Below are 16467 nucleotides of genomic sequence, written 5' to 3'. Positions count from 1 at the left end.
CTTTTAGGACATGGGACTCGAAGAAAAGCTGCCGAGCGGCTTCCTGCTGACCACCGTCGAGCAGGCCGCGGGCTGGGTGCGCAAGGCGTCCGTCTTCCCGGCCACCTTCGGCCTGGCCTGCTGTGCCATCGAGATGATGACCACCGGCGCCGGGCGCTACGACCTCGCGCGCTTCGGCATGGAGGTCTTCCGCGGCTCGCCGCGCCAGGCGGACCTGATGATCGTCGCCGGCCGGGTCAGCCAGAAGATGGCGCCGGTGCTGCGGCAGGTCTACGACCAGATGCCCAGCCCGAAGTGGGTGATCTCCATGGGCGTCTGCGCGTCCTCGGGCGGCATGTTCAACAACTACGCGATCGTCCAGGGCGTCGACCACATCGTCCCGGTCGACATCTATCTGCCCGGCTGCCCGCCCCGGCCCGAGATGCTGATGGACGCGATCCTCAAGCTCCACCAGAAGATCCAGTCCTCCAAGCTCGGCGTGAACGCCGAGGAAGCGGCCCGCGAGGCGGAGGAGGCGGCGCTCAAGGCCCTGCCCACGATCGAGATGAAGGGGCTGCTGCGGTGAGCGACGCGAACGGCACCAACGGCGTGAACGGGTCCTCGAACGGGGTGAACCCCGAGAAGGACCTCGCCGCCTCCAACCTCCCCGGCCAGCGCGGCCAGGGCGGTGAGGAGATCCGCGTCCAGCGCGGCATGTTCGGCGCCGCCAACGGCGGCGACACCTCCGGCTACGGCGGTCTCGTCCGCTCGCTCCGGCTCCCGGGGCCGGCGACCCGGCCCTACGGCGGCTGGTTCGACGAGGTCGCCGACGAGCTGGAGGGCGCCCTGGAGGAACAGGGACTCCTCCCCGAGAACGCCATCGAGAAGACGGTCGTCGACCGCGGCGAGGTCACCTTCCACATCGAACGCGAGCACCTGGTCCGTGTCGCCCGCACCCTGCGCGACGACCCGGCCCTGCGCTTCGAGCTGTGCACCGGCGTCAGCGGCGTCCACTACCTGCAGGACAAGGGCCGCGAGCTGCACGCCGTCTACCACCTGCGCTCGATCACCCACAACCGGCTGATCCGCCTCGAGGTGAGCGCCCCGGACAGCGACCCGCACATCCCGTCCCTGGTCTCCGTCTATCCGACCAACGACTGGCACGAGCGCGAGACCTACGACTTCTTCGGGATCGTCTTCGACGATCATCCGGCCCTGACGCGGATCATGATGCCGGACGACTGGCAGGGCCATCCGCAGCGCAAGGACTACCCCCTCGGCGGCATCCCCGTCGAGTACAAGGGCGCCCAGATCCCGGCTCCGGACCAGCGGAGGTCGTACTCGTGAGCACGCAGTCAGCATCCGCGGCCTCCGCCGCTTCGGCGCGCGAGACCACCGAGGGCACCGTATATACGGTCACCGGTGGCGACTGGGACGAGGTCGTCCAGTCCGCGGCCCGCGCCGACGACGAGCGCATCGTCGTCAACATGGGGCCCCAGCACCCTTCCACCCACGGGGTGCTCCGCCTGATCCTGGAGATCGAGGGCGAGACCGTCACCGAGGCCCGCTGCGGCATCGGCTATCTGCACACCGGCATCGAGAAGAACCTCGAGTTCCGCACGTGGACGCAGGGCACCACCTTCGTCACGCGCATGGACTACCTGACGTCCTTCTTCAATGAGACCGCCTACTGCCTCGGCGTCGAGAAGCTCCTCGGCATCGAGGACCAGATCACCGAACGCGCCAAGATCATCCGAGTGCTCCTGATGGAGCTGAACCGGATGTCCTCCCACCTGGTGTGCATCGCCACCGGCGGCATGGAACTGGGCGCCACCACGATCATGATCTACGGATTCCGTGATCGTGAAATGATTCTCGACATCTACGAGCTCATCACGGGCCTGCGCATGAACCACGCGTACATCCGGCCCGGCGGACTCGCCCAGGACCTGCCGCCCGGCGCGGTGGACCAGATCCGCGAGTTCGTGAAGAAGATGAAGAAGAACCTCCCGGAGTACGACAAGCTCGCCACCGGGAACCCCATCTTCAAGGCCCGCATGCAGGACATCGGCTACCTCGACCTGGCCGGCTGCATGGCCCTCGGCGCCACCGGCCCGATCCTGCGCTCCACCGGTCTGCCCCATGACCTGCGCAAGGCACAGCCGTACTGCGACTACGAGACGTACGACTTCGACATCCCGACCGCCGACAGCTGCGACGCCTACGGCCGCTTCCTGGTCCGCCTGGAGGAGATGCGCCAGTCGCTCAGGATCGTCGAGCAGTGCCTGGACCGGCTCCAGCCCGGCCCGGTCATGGTCGCCGACAAGAAGATCGCCTGGCCCGCCCAGCTCGCCCTGGGGCCGGACGGACTCGGCAACTCCCTCGACCACATCAAGAAGATCATGGGCACCTCCATGGAGGCCCTGATCCACCACTTCAAGCTGGTCACCGAGGGCTTCCGCGTCCCGCCGGGACAGGTGTACACGGCCGTCGAGTCGCCCAAGGGCGAACTCGGGGTGCACGTCGTCTCCGACGGCGGCACCCGCCCCTACCGGGTCCACTTCCGCGACCCGTCCTTCACCAACCTGCAGGCCATGGCGGCGATGTGCGAGGGCGGCCAGGTCGCCGACGTCATCGTCGCCGTCGCGTCCATCGACCCCGTGATGGGAGGCGTCGACCGGTGACCACCTCTTCTTCGGAGCGGGGCGTCAGCCTGGGCATGCCCGAACTGCCCGCGCCGGCCTACCCGGACGACGTCCGGGCCCGGCTGGAGGCGGACGCGCGCGAGGTGATCGCGCGCTACCCGGACTCCCGGTCCGCCCTGCTCCCGCTGCTCCACCTCGTGCAGTCCGAGGAGGGCCATGTCACGCGCACCGGCATGCGGTTCTGCGCGGACATGCTGGACCTGACCACGGCCGAGGTCACCGCGGTCGCCACCTTCTACACCATGTACCGGCGCAAGCCCTCCGGCGACTACCAGGTCGGGGTGTGCACCAACACGCTGTGCGCGGTGATGGGCGGCGACGCGATCTTCGAGACCCTCCAGGAGCACCTGGGCGTCGGCAACGGCGAGACCACCGACGACGGCAAGGTCACCCTGGAGCACATCGAGTGCAACGCGGCCTGCGACTTCGCGCCGGTCGTGATGGTCAACTGGGAGTTCTTCGACGACCAGACGCCCGGCAGCGCCAAACGCCTGGTCGACGACCTGCGCGCGGGACGGCCTGTCGAGCCCACGCGCGGGGCGCGGCTGTGCACCTTCAAGGAAACCGCGCGGATTCTGGCGGGCTTCCCCGACGAGCGGCCGGGGGCCGTCGAGGAGAGCGGCAGCGCGGGACCCGCATCGCTGGTGGGCCTTCGCCTGGCAAGGGGAGAGGCCGCACCCGCGCGCGTGGTCCATCCGCGTGTCGGCGGTCCGCACGACGGACCGCAGGACCGGCCGGTGCACGACCCGTCGCCGACCGAGCACCTCAGCTCGCACGACGCGCCGCAGGAGACATCGGCCTCCGACCCGGCTCACCCGGCAGGGCCTACCGCCGAGGAGGGGGAGTGATGACCGTGACACCTGAACTCAAGGACACCAGCCCCGAGAAGCTGCTCGCACCCGTGCTGTCGGCCTTCTGGGACGAGGACCGGTCCTGGACTCTGGACGTCTACCGGAGGCACGAGGGGTACGAGGGGCTCCGCAAGGCGCTCGCCATGTCGCCGGACGACCTGATCGCGTACGTCAAGGACTCCGGTCTGCGCGGGCGGGGCGGTGCTGGATTCCCGACCGGAATGAAGTGGCAGTTCATTCCGCAGGGTGATGGAAAGCCGCACTATCTAGTTGTCAACGCCGACGAATCGGAGCCCGGGACCTGCAAGGACATCCCGCTCCTCTTCGCGAACCCGCACAGCCTCATCGAGGGCATGGTGATCGCGTGCTATGCCATCAGGTCGTCGCATGCCTTCATCTATCTGCGTGGTGAAGTCGTCCCCGTTCTGCGGCGGTTGCACGAGGCCGTGCGCGAGGCCTACGCGGCGGGCTACCTCGGCGAGAACATCCTGGGCAGCGGACTCGACCTTCAGCTCACCGTGCACGCCGGCGCCGGCGCGTACATCTGCGGTGAGGAGACCGCACTGCTCGACTCGCTCGAAGGCCGCCGTGGACAACCGCGGCTCCGTCCCCCCTTCCCTGCGGTGGAAGGCCTCTACGCCTGTCCGACTGTGGTGAATAACGTCGAATCGATCGCGTCAGTTCCCGCCATCCTGAAAAACGGCAAGGAATGGTTCAGGTCGATGGGGAGCGAGAAGTCGCCCGGCTTCACGCTCTACTCGCTCAGCGGCCATGTCGCGAGTCCCGGCCAGTACGAGGCGCCACTCGGCATCACACTCCGCCAGCTCCTCGACATGAGCGGCGGCATGCGGCCCGGGCATCGCCTCAAGTTCTGGACGCCGGGCGGCTCCTCGACGCCGATGTTCACCGACGAGCACCTCGACGTCCCCCTCGACTACGAAGGAGTGGGCGCCGCGGGTTCCATGCTCGGCACGAAGGCCCTGCAGTGCTTCGACGAGACGACCTGCGTGGTGCGGGCGGTGACCCGCTGGACCGAGTTCTACGCCCACGAGTCCTGCGGCAAGTGCACGCCCTGCCGCGAAGGGACGTACTGGCTGGTGCAGCTGTTGCGGGACATCGAGGCCGGCAAGGGCGTCATGTCCGACCTCGACAAGCTGAACGACATCGCCGACAACATCAACGGCAAGTCCTTCTGCGCCCTGGGCGACGGCGCGGCCTCGCCGATCTTCTCCTCGCTCAAGTACTTCCGCGAGGAGTACGAGCAGCACATCACGGGCCGGGGCTGCCCCTTCGACCCGGCCAAGTCGACGGCCTGGGCGGACCGCCCGGAGGTGAACGCATGACCGTGACCACCAGTGCTCCCTCCGGCGGAGGGGAGGCGGCGGTCCCGCCGGAGGACCTCGTCACGCTGACGATCGACGGCGCCGAGATCAGCGTGCCCAAGGGCACCCTGGTCATCCGGGCCGCCGAGCAGCTCGGCATCGAGATCCCCCGCTTCTGCGACCACCCCCTCCTCGACCCGGCCGGCGCCTGCCGCCAGTGCATCGTCGAGGTCGAGGGCCAGCGCAAGCCGATGGCGTCCTGCACGATCACCTGTACGGACGGGATGGTGGTGAAGACGCACCTCACGTCCCCCGCCGCCGAGAAGGCCCAGCACGGGGTGATGGAGCTGCTGCTCATCAACCACCCGCTGGACTGCCCGGTCTGCGACAAGGGCGGCGAGTGCCCGCTGCAGAACCAGGCCATGTCGCACGGCAACGCCGAATCCCGTTTCGAGGGCCGCAAGAGGACCTACGAGAAGCCCGTCGCGATCTCCACGCAGGTGCTGCTCGACCGCGAGCGGTGCGTGCTGTGCGCCCGCTGCACCCGCTTCTCCAACCAGGTCGCGGGCGACCCGATGATCGAGCTGCTCGAACGGGGCGCGCTCCAGCAGGTCGGCACCGGCGAGGGCGACCCCTTCGAGTCGTACTTCTCCGGCAACACCATCCAGATCTGCCCGGTCGGCGCGCTCACCTCGGCGGCCTATCGTTTCCGCTCCCGCCCCTTCGACCTGGTCTCCTCGCCGTCGGTGTGCGAGCACTGCTCCGGCGGCTGCGCCACCCGCACCGACCACCGGCGCGGCAAGGTCATGCGACGGCTCGCCGCCAACGACCCCGAGGTCAACGAGGAGTGGATGTGCGACAAGGGACGCTTCGCGTTCCGGTACGCGCAGCTCAAGGACCGCCTCGACACCCCGCTCGTGCGCAACGCCGAGGGCGTCCTGGAGCCGGCCTCCTGGCCGGAGGCCCTGGAAGCGGCCGCGCGCGGGCTGACCGCCGCCCGCTCCCGGGCCGGTGTCCTCACCGGTGGCCGGCTGACCGTCGAGGACGCCTACGCGTACAGCAAGTTCGCGCGCGTGGCGCTCGACACGAACGACATCGACTTCCGCGCGCGCGTGCACAGCAGCGAGGAGACCGACTTCCTGGCGGCCCGGGTGGCAGGCCGTGGCCGCGACCTCGACGGTACGGGCGTCACGTACACCTCCCTGGAGAAGGCACCCGCCGTTCTGCTGGCCGGGTTCGAGTCCGAGGAGGAGGCGCCCGGCGTCTTCCTACGGCTGCGCAAGGCCTGGCGGGGGCGTAAGCAGCAGGTGTTCGCGCTGGCCACCCATGCCACCCGAGGGCTGGAGAAGGCGGGCGGCACGCTGCTGCCGGCCGCTCCCGGCACCGAGACCGAGTGGCTGGACGCCCTCGCGAGCGGCGTCGGCCTGGAGGGCCCCGGTGCGCAGGCCGCCGGGGCGCTGCGCACCGAGGGCGCGGTGATCGTCGCAGGAGAGCGGCTCGCCGCGGTCGCCGGCGGCCTCACCGCCGCCGCACGCGCGGCCGCCGCGACCGGCGCCCGGCTGGTGTGGATCCCGCGGCGCGCGGGCGAACGCGGCGCCGTCGAGGTGGGCGCGCTGCCCTCGCTGCTGCCGGGCGGCCGCCCGGCGACGGACCCGCGCGCGCGTGAGGAGGTCGCCGCTGTCTGGGGGCTCTCCGAACTGCCGCTGCGTTACGGCCGCGACACCCACCAGATCATCGAGGCCGCCGCCACCGGCGAACTGTCGGCACTGGTGGTCGCCGGTGTGGAGGTCGCCGACCTGCCCGACCCGGCACGCGCGCGTGAGGCACTCGACAGCGTCGGCTTCCTGGTGTCGCTGGAGCTGCGGCCCAGCGAGGTCACCGAGCAGGCCGACGTCGTCCTGCCGGTCGCCGCGGTCGCCGAGAAGGCCGGCACCTTCCTCAACTGGGAGGGCCGCGTGCGCTTCTTCGAGGCCGCGCTCAAGCCCGACCAGATGACCCGCCGCCTCGCACCGGCCGACGCGCGCGTGCTGCAGATGCTGGCCGACGCCATGGACGTCCACCTGGGCCTGCCGGACCTGCGCACCGCGCGCGCGGAGATCGACCGCCTCGGCGCCTGGGACGGCCCGCGGGCCACCGACCCCATGGAGTCCGCGGGCGCGCTGCCCCGGCCCGCGGCGGGTGAGGCCGTACTCGCGGGCCACCGGCTGCTGCTGGACCAGGGCGTCCTGCAGGAGGGCGACGAGGCACTAGCCGGCACCCGGCACGCGGCACGCGCGCGCGTGTCGGCCGCGACGGCCGCCGAGGCGGGCGTCGAGAACGGCGGCCTCCTCGCCGTCACGGGACCGGCCGGCACGACCGCGCTCCCGCTCCAGATCACCGAGATGCCCGACCGGGTGGTCTGGCTCCCGCTGAACTCCGCCGGCACGGGCGTCGCCTCCGACACCGGCGCACAGCCCGGCTCCCTCGTCCGCATCGGCCCGGCGGCACTCGCCGAAGAGGCCCCCAAGGAGGTGGAGGCATGAGCCCGTACCTCGCCGCTGAAGACCTCTCGATGTTCGGCCGCGACCCCTGGTGGCTGGTCGTCGTCAAGGCCGTCTTCTGCTTCGCCTTCCTGATGGTGACCGTGCTGTTCTCCATCGTCTGGGAGCGCAAGGTCGTCGCCTGGATGCAACTGCGCATCGGTCCCAACCGGCACGGCCCCTGGGGCATGCTCCAGTCGCTCGCCGACGGTGTGAAGCTGATGCTCAAGGAAGACATCATCGTCAAGCGCGCGGACAAGGTGGTCTACGTCCTCGCACCGATCGTCGCCGCCATCCCGGCCTTCATGGCGATCGCGGTGATCCCCTTCGGACCGGCCGACAACGAGATCTCGATCTTCGGCACGCGCACCACGATGCAGCTCACCGACCTGCCGATCGCGATGCTCTACATCCTCGCGGTCGCCTCCGTCGGCATCTACGGCATCGTGCTGGCGGGTTGGAGTTCCGGATCGACGTACCCGCTCCTCGGCGGCCTGCGCTCCTGTGCGCAGATGATCTCCTACGAGATCGCCATGGGTGCCGCGTTCGCCTCCGTGTTCCTCTACTCGGGGTCGATGTCGACCTCCACGATCGTCGAACAGCAGCACGACCGCTGGTACATCCTGCTGCTGCCGGTCTCCTTCATCCTCTACATCGTCACGATGGTCGGCGAGACCAACCGCGCCCCCTTCGACATGCCGGAGTCCGAGGGCGACCTGGTCGGCGGCTTCAACACCGAGTACTCCTCGATCAAGTTCGCGATGTTCATGCTCGCCGAGTACGTGAACATGGTGACGGTCTCGGCCGTGTCGGCCACGCTGTTCCTCGGCGGCTGGCGCGCCCCGTGGCCGGTCAGCTCCTTCTGGGAGGGCGCGAACCACGGCTGGTGGCCACTGCTCTGGTTCGTCATCAAGGTCCAGCTGCTGCTGTTCTTCTTCATCTGGCTGCGCGGCACGCTCCCGCGGGTCCGCTACGACCAGCTGATGAAGCTCGGCTGGAAGGTCCTCATCCCGGTCTCCGTGACCTGGCTGATGCTCGTCGCGACGGTGCGGGCCCTGCGCAACGAGCACTACGACTTCGCCGACATCGCCCTCTACGTCGGCGGGGGTGTCCTCGCCCTGCTGCTGATCTCCTTCGTCGCCGACATGTTCCGCGAGAAGGCGAAGACGGCCGGGCCGGCCGCCGTCCAGGAGCCCGGGTTCGACCCGATGGCGGGCGGATTCCCCGTACCGCCGCTGCCCGGACAGGAACTGCCGCCGGTGCCGAGGCGCCGCCCGCGCAACGAGCGGGAGCTGATTGTCAGTGGCGGGTCGGACACTGTCAGTGACGGATCTTCGGATGGAAAGGAGGCGTCCGATGGCTGAGGAGCCCAAGGAGACCAAACCCGGTTTCCAGAACCCCGTGGCCGGCTTCGGCGTGACCTTCAAGGCCATGTTCAAGAAGCGGCTGACCGAGCAGTACCCGGAGGAGCAGAAGACCACGGCTCCGCGGTTCCACGGACGGCACCAGCTCAACCGCCATCCGGACGGCCTGGAGAAGTGCGTCGGCTGTGAGCTGTGCGCCTGGGCCTGCCCCGCCGACGCCATCTACGTGGAGGGCGCCGACAACACCGACGAGGAGCGCTACTCGCCGGGCGAGCGGTACGGCCGCGTCTACCAGATCAACTACGCCCGCTGCATCCTGTGCGGCCTGTGCATCGAGGCGTGCCCCACGCGCGCGCTGACGATGACCAACGAGTTCGAACTGGCCGACTCCAGCCGCGCCAACCTCATCTACACCAAGGAGCAGCTGCTCGCCGGTCTGGAAGAGGGCATGGTCGACACGCCCCACGCGATCTTCCCCGGGACCGACGAACAGGACTACTACCGGGGCCTGGTGACGCAGGCCGCGCCCGGCACCGTGCAGCAGCCGGCCGTCTCCAAGGGAGAAGAGCCCCCTACGGCAGGCCCTTCGACCGCGGCCGAGGACCAGGGGGTGGAGGCATGAGCCAGCAGCTCGCCGCCTACACCACCTCCACCGGTGAGGCCTTCCAGTTCTGGGTCCTCGGCACGATCGCGGTGCTCGGCGCCCTGAGTACCGTCTTCATGAAGAAGGCCGTGCACAGCGCGCTCAGTCTCGCCGGGACCATGATCGTCCTGGCGGTGTTCTACCTCGCCAACGGGGCCTACTTCCTCGGCATCGTGCAGATCGTCGTCTACACCGGCGCGATCATGATGCTCTTCCTGTTCGTGGTGATGCTCGTCGGCGTGACGGCCGCGGACTCGCTGAAGGAGACCATCAAGGGCCAGCGCTGGCTCGCCCTTCTGTGCGGGGTCGGCTTCGGCGTCCTGCTCTTCGCCGGTATCGGGAACGCCTCCCTGAAGGAGTTCGACGGCACCGGCCAGGCGAACGCGAACGGCAACGTGGAGGGTCTCGCGGCCCTCATCTTCACCAAGTACGTCTTCGCTTTCGAAATCACCGGCGCCCTGCTGATCACGGCCGCCGTCGGCGCCATGGTGCTCACCCACCGAGAGCGCACCGAGCGGGCCAAGACCCAGCGCGAGCTGGCCGAGCAGCGCATCCGTGAGGGCAAGCACGTGCCTCCGCTGCCCGCCCCCGGCGTCTACGCCCGGCACAACGCCGTGGACGTCGCGGGTCTGCTCCCCGACGGCACCCCGTCCGAGCTGACCGTCAGCAAGACACTGCGCGAGCGCGGCCAGATCCGTGACGTGTCCGCGGAGGCGATCAACGACCTGCGGGCGCTGGAGCAGCGTGCGGAGGACCGCCTGGAGCGCACGGAGATCGAACCGGCCCACTTCAAGCGGGCCGAGGAGGCGTCGAAGTGAACCCTGTCAACTACCTCTACCTCGCCGCCCTGTTGTTCACCATCGGCGCGACCGGGGTGCTGATCAGGCGCAACGCGATCGTCGTGTTCATGTGCATCGAGCTGATGCTCAACGCGTGCAACCTCGCGTTCGTCGTCTTCTCCCGGATGCACGGCAACCTCGACGGCCAGATCATCGCCTTCTTCACGATGGTCGTCGCCGCCGCGGAGGTCGTGGTGGGCCTCGCGATCATCGTGTCGCTGTTCCGTACCCGCCACTCGGCCTCGGTCGACGACGCCAGCCTGATGAAGCTGTAAGGGGTCGGAAGAATCGTGGAGAACCTGATCGCGCTGCTCATCGCGGCGCCCCTGCTCGGAGCGGCCGTCCTCCTGGTCGGCGGCCGGCGGCTGGACGCCGTCGGCCACTGGATCGGCACCCTGTTGTCGACCGCCTCCTTCGTGTTCGGCGTGATCCTCTTCGCCGACCTGCTCGGCAAGAACGCCGAGCACCGCACCCTGATCCAGCACCTGTGGACATGGATCCCGGTCGAGAGTTTCCAGGCGGACGTCACCTTCCGCCTCGACCAGCTGTCGATGACGTTCGTGCTGCTGATCACCGGAGTCGGCTCGCTGATCCACCTGTACTCGGTCGGGTACATGGAGCACGACGAGCGGCGCCGCCGCTTCTTCGGCTATCTGAACCTGTTTCTCGCGGCGATGCTGCTGCTCGTCCTCGCCGACAACTACCTCCTGCTCTACGTCGGCTGGGAGGGCGTCGGTCTCGCCTCCTACCTCTTGATCGGCTTCTGGCAGCACAAGCCCAGCGCGGCCACCGCGGCCAAGAAGGCCTTCCTCGTCAACCGCGTCGGCGACATGGGCCTGTCGATCGCGATCATGCTGATGTTCACGACGTTCGGCTCCTTCGCCTTCGGGCCTGTCTTCAGCCACGTCGGCGACGCCTCCGAGGGCAAGCTCACCGCGATCGGCCTGATGCTCCTGCTCGCGGCCTGCGGCAAGTCGGCCCAGGTGCCTCTGCAGTCCTGGCTCGGGGACGCCATGGAGGGCCCGACCCCGGTCTCGGCCCTGATCCACGCCGCGACGATGGTGACCGCCGGCGTCTACCTGATCGTCCGCTCCGGGGCCATCTTCAACGCCGCCCCCGACGCGCAGCTGGCGGTCACGGTGGTCGGCGCGGTCACACTCCTGTTCGGTGCGATCGTCGGTTGCGCGAAGGACGACATCAAGAAGGCCCTGGCCGGTTCGACCATGTCGCAGATCGGCTACATGGTGCTGGCCGCGGGCCTCGGCCCCATCGGCTACGTCTTCGCGATCATGCACCTGGTGACCCACGGCTTCTTCAAGGCCGGGCTGTTCCTCGGCGCGGGTTCCGTCATGCACGGCATGAACGACGAGGTCGACATGCGCAAGTACGGCGGCCTGCGCACGTACATGCCGGTCACCTTCATCACCTTCGGCCTCGGCTACCTCGCGATCATCGGCTTCCCGGGCCTGTCCGGCTTCTTCTCCAAGGACAAGATCATCGAGGCGGCCTTCGCCAAGGGCGGCACCGAGGGCTGGATCCTCGGCGGCGCCGCCCTGCTGGGCGCGGCCATCACCGCCTTCTACATGACGCGCGTGATGCTGATGACCTTCTTCGGCGAGAAGCGCTGGCAGCCCGACGAGAACGGCAACGAGCCGCACCCGCACGAGTCGCCCAAGGTCATGACGATCCCGATGATCGTGCTCGCGTTCGGGTCGGTCTTCGCCGGCGGTCTGTTCAGCATCGGCGACCGCTTCCTGAACTGGCTGGAGCCGGTCACCGGCCACAGCGAGGGCCACTCGCCGCTCAGCGCGGCGGCCGTCACCGGCGGGACCATGGTGTGCCTGCTCATCGGTGTCGGCATCGCCTGGGCGCAGTACGGTCGCAAGCCCGTACCGGTCGTCGCCCCGCGCGGTTCGCTGCTCACCCGGGCCGCCCGGCGCGACCTGCTCCAGGACGACTTCAACCATGTCGTCCTGGTACGCGGCGGCGAGCACCTCACGCGCTCCCTGGTCTACGTCGACCACACCCTGGTCGACGGCGTCGTCAACGGCACGGCGGCCGGCTTCGGCGGCCTGTCCGGGCGGCTGCGCCGGATCCAGAACGGCTTCGCCCGCTCCTACGCGGTCTCGATGTTCGGCGGCGCGGCACTCCTGGTCGCCGCGACCCTGCTGATGAGGGCGGTCTGATACCGATGTCCTTTCCCCTGCTGACAGCGACGGCGGCGCTCCCGGCCATCGGGGCCGTCGCCACGGCCGCCGTACCGGCCGCGCGGCGCACCGCCGCCAAGTGGCTGGCGCTGCTGGTCTCGCTCGCCACGCTCGCCCTGGCGGTCACGGTCCTGGTCCGCTTCGACCCGGACGGCTCCCGCTACCAGCTCACCGAATCCCACGCCTGGATCGCGGACTTCGGGGTCAGGTACGAGCTGGGTGTCGACGGCATCGCGGTGGCCCTGCTCGGGCTGACCGCCCTGCTGATCCCGTTCATCGTCCTGGCGGGCTGGCACGACGCCGACCCGCTGGAGACCGGCAGCAAGAGGTGGCGGCCGACCCAGGGTTTCTTCGCCCTGATCCTGGCCGTCGAGGCGATGGTGATCATCTCCTTCGAGGCCACCGACGTCTTCCTCTTCTACATCTTCTTCGAAGCCATGCTCATCCCGATGTACTTCCTCATCGGCGGCTTCGGGGACCACGCTCATGAGCACGGCGAGGAGGCGGCCTCCAGGCAACGGTCGTACGCGGCCGTGAAGTTCCTCCTCTACAACCTGGCCGGCGGTCTGATCATGCTGGCCGCGGTGATCGGCCTCTACGTGGTCGCCGGGAACTTCAGCCTCCAGGAGATCGCGCAGGCCCGCGCGAGCGGCTCGCTGCACATGGCGACCAGCACCGAACGCTGGCTGTTCCTCGGCTTCTTCTTCGCCTTCGCGGTGAAGGCTCCGCTGTGGCCGCTGCACACCTGGCTGCCCAACGCCATGCAGGAGTCCACCACCCCGGTTGCCGTCCTCATCACCGCGGTCGTCGACAAGGTGGGCACCTTCGCGATGCTCCGCTTCTGCCTCCAGCTGTTCCCGGAGGCCAGCAAGTGGGCGACGCCGGCCATCCTCGTGCTGTCCCTGATCAGCATCGTCTACGGCGCGCTGCTCGCCGTCGGCCAGCGGGACATCAAGCGCCTGGTGGCCTATGCGTCGATCTCGCACTTCGGCTTCATCATCATGGGCATCTTCGCGATGACCAGCCAGGGCCAGTCCGGCGCCACGCTCTACATGGTCAACCACGGCATCTCCACGGCCGCGCTGATGCTGGTCGCCGGCTTCCTGATCTCCCGGCGCGGCTCCCGGCTCATCGCCGACTACGGGGGCGTGCAGAAGGTCGCCCCGGTGCTCGCCGGCACCTTCCTGATCGGCGGCCTCGCCACCCTCTCGCTGCCCGGCCTCGCACCGTTCGTGAGCGAGTTCCTGGTCCTGGTCGGCACGTTCACGCGCTACCCGGCGATCGGCATCATCGCCACCTTCGGCATCGTCCTCGCAGCGCTCTACACCCTGGTGCTGTACCAGCGGACGATGACGGGCCCGGTGAAGCCCGAGGTGTCGGCGATGCCCGACCTCCGCGCGCGCGAGCTGGTCGTCGTCGCCCCGCTGATCGTGCTGCTGATCTTCCTGGGCGTCTACCCGAAGCCCGTCACGGACATCGTCAACCCGGCGGTCAAGCAGACCATGTCCGACGTACACAAGACCGACCCCAAGCCCTCGGTGGAGGCGGCCAAGTGAGCGCAACAGCCGTCCACAGCCTGTGGACAACCGCGGCCGACCCGATCTCGAAGATCCCGGCGCCGAAGATCGAATACGGGCAATTGTCGCCGACTCTGATCGTCGTCGGCGCGGCGCTGGTCGGCGTGCTGGTCGAGGCGTTCGTTCCGCGCAAGTCCCGCTACTACGCCCAGGTGTTCGTGTCCGTCGTAGCCCTGTGCGCCGCATTCGCCGCGGTGGTCGCACTCGCGGCCGACGGCTACGGCACCACGAAGGCGCACATCGCGGCCATGGGCGCGATCGCGGTCGACGGACCGTCCCTGTTCCTGCAGGGAACGATCCTGCTGGCCGGTCTGGTTGGCCTGTTCACCTTCGCCGAACGGCGCCTCGACCCTGCGGCGCACGGCAACCGGGTCGACTCCTTCGCCGCGCAGGCCGCGTCCGTGCCGGGCAGCGACAGTGAGAAGGCGGCCGTGAAGGCCGGGTTCACCACCACCGAGGTCTTCCCGCTGCTGCTCTTCGCGATCGCCGGCATGCTGGTGTTCCCCTCGGCCAACGACCTGCTGACGCTGTTCGTGGCCCTGGAGGTCTTCTCGCTGCCGCTCTACCTGCTGTGCGCACTGGCCCGCCGCAAGCGGCTGCTGTCGCAGGAGGCCGCGGTCAAGTACTTCCTGCTCGGCGCGTTCGCCTCGGCGTTCACGCTGTTCGGCATCGCGCTGCTGTACGGCTACGCGGGCTCGGTGTCGTACGCGCGCATCGCGCAGGTCGTCGACGGCACGGTCACCAATGTCGACCCGGCGCTGGCCGGCACCATGGGCAACGACGCGCTGCTGCTGCTCGGCAGCGCCCTGATCGTGATGGGCCTGCTGTTCAAGGTGGGCGCGGTGCCGTTCCACATGTGGACGCCGGACGTGTACCAGGGGGCGCCGACGCCGGTGACCGGGTTCATGGCGGCGGCGACGAAGGTGGCGGCGTTCGGCGCGCTGCTGCGCCTGCTGTACGTCGTTCTGCCCGGGATGCGCTGGGACTGGCGGCCGGTCATGTGGGCGGTGGCGATCATCACCATGCTGGGCGGTGCGATCGTCGCGATCACACAGACCGACATCAAGCGGCTGCTGGCGTACTCGTCCATCGCGCATGCCGGATTCATCCTTGCGGGTGTCATCGCGACCTCGAAGGACGGCGTGTCGTCCGTTCTCTTCTACCTGGCGGGGTACTCGTTCGTGACCATCGGCGCCTTCGCGGTGGTCACGCTGGTGCGCGACGCGGGCGGCGAGGCGACGCACCTGTCCAAGTGGGCCGGGCTGGGCCGCCGTTCCCCGCTGGTGGCGGCGGTGTTCGCGGTGTTCCTGCTGGCCTTCGCCGGCATCCCGCTGACCTCCGGTTTCGCCGGTAAGTTCGCCGTGTTCAAGGCGGCGGCCGACGGCGGTGCGGCCCCGCTGGTCGTGGTCGGTGTGATCTCCTCCGCGATCGCCGCCTTCTTCTACATCCGTGTGATCGTGCTGATGTTCTTCAGCGAGCCGAAGCCCGAGGGCCCGACCGTGGCCGTGCCCTCGCCGCTGACGATGGCGACGATCGGCGTCGGCGTGGCCGTGACACTGGTGCTCGGTGTGGCACCGCAGTACTTCCTGAACCTGGCGAGCCAGGCGGGAGTGTTCGTGCGCTGACGCTCGCCGCGTACATGCCGCTGCCCGGCACCCCTGTTCGCAAGGGTGCCGGGCAGCGGCGCGTGTCCGACGTCACTGGCTCCTGTCGCGGCGCGCCTTGATCTGCGTGAGGTCGAGGTCCACCGGGAACGGCACGTCCAGTTTCATGCGCTCACGGAAAATTCCGGTGCTGGTGTAGGTGCCGGTTGTCGGTTCCAGCTCGAAGACGTGCACTGCGGCCCGGCCGTCCTCGTTCTCGACCCGCCAGTAGTGGGAGATCTTGGCTCGGGCGTACTTCAGCGGCTTGGTCTCGCGGTCACGGGAGACCGAGTCCTCGGAGACGACCTCGATGGCCAGGACGACGGACTCCGCCGGGAAGCGGGTCTGGTACGGGTCTTCCACCACGTCCGCGTGCACGACGACGACATCCGGCTCGGGCCGGTTCTGGCGGTCCAGGTCGATGGTGAACTCGCGGAACACCTCGAACTCCCCAGGCGCCAGCGATTGGAGCTGCCACTTGAAGAAGTCGATGGTGCGCTCATGAAAGATGGTCTGCGGACTCACGAAGACCAGGCTCCCGTCGATCAACTCCGTGTGCGGAGGAAGATTCGGGAGGCGGTCCAGGTCGTCGGCGGTCCAGCCGCCCTCCGGCGGCATCGGCCAGCTCGACGCGGACGCCTTCGGTGGGACGCTCATCAGTGCTCCCATGGGACGGAGTCTCGCCGGTGCATTCAGACTATCGGCGGGAAACGGGAGAGTCTCGCGCGAACGTGTGATCGACGGTCGCGTCTTTGACGTGAGGTTCCTCGGGCGGCCTGTGGACAACTCCGAGGTTGTCGGTCCGGACCCCTATGGTG

The 16467-nt window shown here is 68.9% G+C and carries 14 protein-coding genes; 13 read left to right on the top strand and 1 reads right to left on the bottom strand.

Annotation, left to right across the window (positions count from 1 at the left end; all coding sequences use genetic code 11):
- Positions 1 to 10 precede the first annotated feature (10 nt).
- From ACZ7P3_RS20685 to nuoN, 13 genes are read left to right on the top strand one after another with little or no spacing between them, the layout of a single operon-like run.
- A complete protein-coding gene (locus tag ACZ7P3_RS20685) occupies positions 11 to 565 on the top strand; it encodes a NuoB/complex I 20 kDa subunit family protein (RefSeq protein ID WP_030742960.1) in 555 nt (184 codons plus the stop codon).
- Entirely contained in the window at positions 562 to 1326 is a 765-nt protein-coding gene (locus tag ACZ7P3_RS20680; protein WP_472083622.1) for an NADH-quinone oxidoreductase subunit C, read from the top strand. The genes ACZ7P3_RS20685 and ACZ7P3_RS20680 overlap by 4 nt, the downstream gene beginning before the upstream one ends.
- A complete protein-coding gene (locus ACZ7P3_RS20675; protein ID WP_472083620.1) occupies positions 1323 to 2663 on the top strand; it encodes an NADH-quinone oxidoreductase subunit D in 1341 nt (446 codons plus the stop codon). Before ACZ7P3_RS20680 ends, ACZ7P3_RS20675 begins: the two co-directional genes overlap by 4 nt.
- A complete protein-coding gene (gene nuoE / locus ACZ7P3_RS20670) occupies positions 2660 to 3532 on the top strand; it encodes an NADH-quinone oxidoreductase subunit NuoE (RefSeq protein ID WP_472083618.1) in 873 nt (290 codons plus the stop codon). The genes ACZ7P3_RS20675 and nuoE overlap by 4 nt, the downstream gene beginning before the upstream one ends.
- Positions 3532 to 4878 carry an NADH-quinone oxidoreductase subunit NuoF gene (nuoF, locus tag ACZ7P3_RS20665; RefSeq protein ID WP_472083616.1) on the top strand — a complete coding sequence of 449 codons (1347 nt, stop codon included), beginning with the start codon at positions 3532 to 3534 and terminating at the stop codon, positions 4876 to 4878. The genes nuoE and nuoF overlap by 1 nt, the downstream gene beginning before the upstream one ends.
- Complete coding sequence (locus ACZ7P3_RS20660; RefSeq protein WP_472083614.1) at positions 4875 to 7379, top strand: NADH-quinone oxidoreductase subunit G; 2505 nt, start codon at positions 4875 to 4877, stop codon at positions 7377 to 7379. The genes nuoF and ACZ7P3_RS20660 overlap by 4 nt, the downstream gene beginning before the upstream one ends.
- Positions 7376 to 8740, top strand: a complete 1365-nt coding sequence (nuoH, locus tag ACZ7P3_RS20655; RefSeq protein ID WP_472083612.1) for an NADH-quinone oxidoreductase subunit NuoH — start codon at positions 7376 to 7378, stop codon at positions 8738 to 8740. The genes ACZ7P3_RS20660 and nuoH overlap by 4 nt, the downstream gene beginning before the upstream one ends.
- A complete protein-coding gene (nuoI, locus tag ACZ7P3_RS20650; protein WP_472083610.1) occupies positions 8733 to 9362 on the top strand; it encodes an NADH-quinone oxidoreductase subunit NuoI in 630 nt (209 codons plus the stop codon). The genes nuoH and nuoI overlap by 8 nt, the downstream gene beginning before the upstream one ends.
- Positions 9359 to 10201 carry an NADH-quinone oxidoreductase subunit J gene (locus ACZ7P3_RS20645; protein ID WP_472083608.1) on the top strand — a complete coding sequence of 281 codons (843 nt, stop codon included), beginning with the start codon at positions 9359 to 9361 and terminating at the stop codon, positions 10199 to 10201. Before nuoI ends, ACZ7P3_RS20645 begins: the two co-directional genes overlap by 4 nt.
- Positions 10198 to 10497 carry an NADH-quinone oxidoreductase subunit NuoK gene (nuoK, locus tag ACZ7P3_RS20640; RefSeq protein WP_073901863.1) on the top strand — a complete coding sequence of 100 codons (300 nt, stop codon included), beginning with the start codon at positions 10198 to 10200 and terminating at the stop codon, positions 10495 to 10497. The genes ACZ7P3_RS20645 and nuoK overlap by 4 nt, the downstream gene beginning before the upstream one ends.
- Positions 10498 to 10512: 15 nt before the next feature.
- The gene (gene nuoL, locus ACZ7P3_RS20635; RefSeq protein WP_472083606.1) at positions 10513 to 12408 is read left to right on the top strand and encodes an NADH-quinone oxidoreductase subunit L; all 1896 of its coding nucleotides are present in this window, start codon (positions 10513 to 10515) and stop codon (positions 12406 to 12408) included.
- A 5-nt stretch (positions 12409 to 12413) separates the two neighbouring features.
- Complete coding sequence (locus ACZ7P3_RS20630; RefSeq protein ID WP_472083604.1) at positions 12414 to 13985, top strand: NADH-quinone oxidoreductase subunit M; 1572 nt, start codon at positions 12414 to 12416, stop codon at positions 13983 to 13985.
- On the top strand, positions 13982 to 15631 hold the full coding sequence (gene nuoN / locus ACZ7P3_RS20625) for an NADH-quinone oxidoreductase subunit NuoN (RefSeq protein ID WP_472083602.1): 1650 nt from the start codon (positions 13982 to 13984) through the stop codon (positions 15629 to 15631). Before ACZ7P3_RS20630 ends, nuoN begins: the two co-directional genes overlap by 4 nt.
- Positions 15632 to 15703: 72 nt before the next feature.
- Here the strand turns inward: nuoN and ACZ7P3_RS20620 are convergent, their stop codons facing one another.
- Positions 15704 to 16306 carry a Uma2 family endonuclease gene (locus ACZ7P3_RS20620; protein ID WP_472083600.1) on the bottom strand — a complete coding sequence of 201 codons (603 nt, stop codon included), beginning with the start codon at positions 16304 to 16306 and terminating at the stop codon, positions 15704 to 15706.
- Positions 16307 to 16467 lie beyond the last annotated feature (161 nt).

This window comes from Streptomyces sp. NPDC107581 (assembly GCF_055657175.1).
Note: the sequence above shows the minus strand (reverse complement) of the source record. Positions and strands in the feature narration are given on the sequence as shown.

What these genes read in the sequence shown, in the direction of transcription:
- ACZ7P3_RS20620 (WP_472083600.1), bottom strand. Translation starts at nt 16,306, where the DNA reads ATGAGCGTCCCACCGAAGGCGTCCGCGTCGAGCTGGCCGATGCCGCCG.
- nuoI (WP_472083610.1), top strand. Translation starts at nt 8,733, where the DNA reads ATGGCTGAGGAGCCCAAGGAGACCAAACCCGGTTTCCAGAACCCCGTG.
- ACZ7P3_RS20645 (WP_472083608.1), top strand. Translation starts at nt 9,359, where the DNA reads ATGAGCCAGCAGCTCGCCGCCTACACCACCTCCACCGGTGAGGCCTTC.
- nuoF (WP_472083616.1), top strand. Translation starts at nt 3,532, where the DNA reads ATGACCGTGACACCTGAACTCAAGGACACCAGCCCCGAGAAGCTGCTC.
- ACZ7P3_RS20630 (WP_472083604.1), top strand. Translation starts at nt 12,414, where the DNA reads ATGTCCTTTCCCCTGCTGACAGCGACGGCGGCGCTCCCGGCCATCGGG.
- ACZ7P3_RS20685 (WP_030742960.1), top strand. Translation starts at nt 11, where the DNA reads ATGGGACTCGAAGAAAAGCTGCCGAGCGGCTTCCTGCTGACCACCGTC.
- nuoH (WP_472083612.1), top strand. Translation starts at nt 7,376, where the DNA reads ATGAGCCCGTACCTCGCCGCTGAAGACCTCTCGATGTTCGGCCGCGAC.
- ACZ7P3_RS20660 (WP_472083614.1), top strand. Translation starts at nt 4,875, where the DNA reads ATGACCGTGACCACCAGTGCTCCCTCCGGCGGAGGGGAGGCGGCGGTC.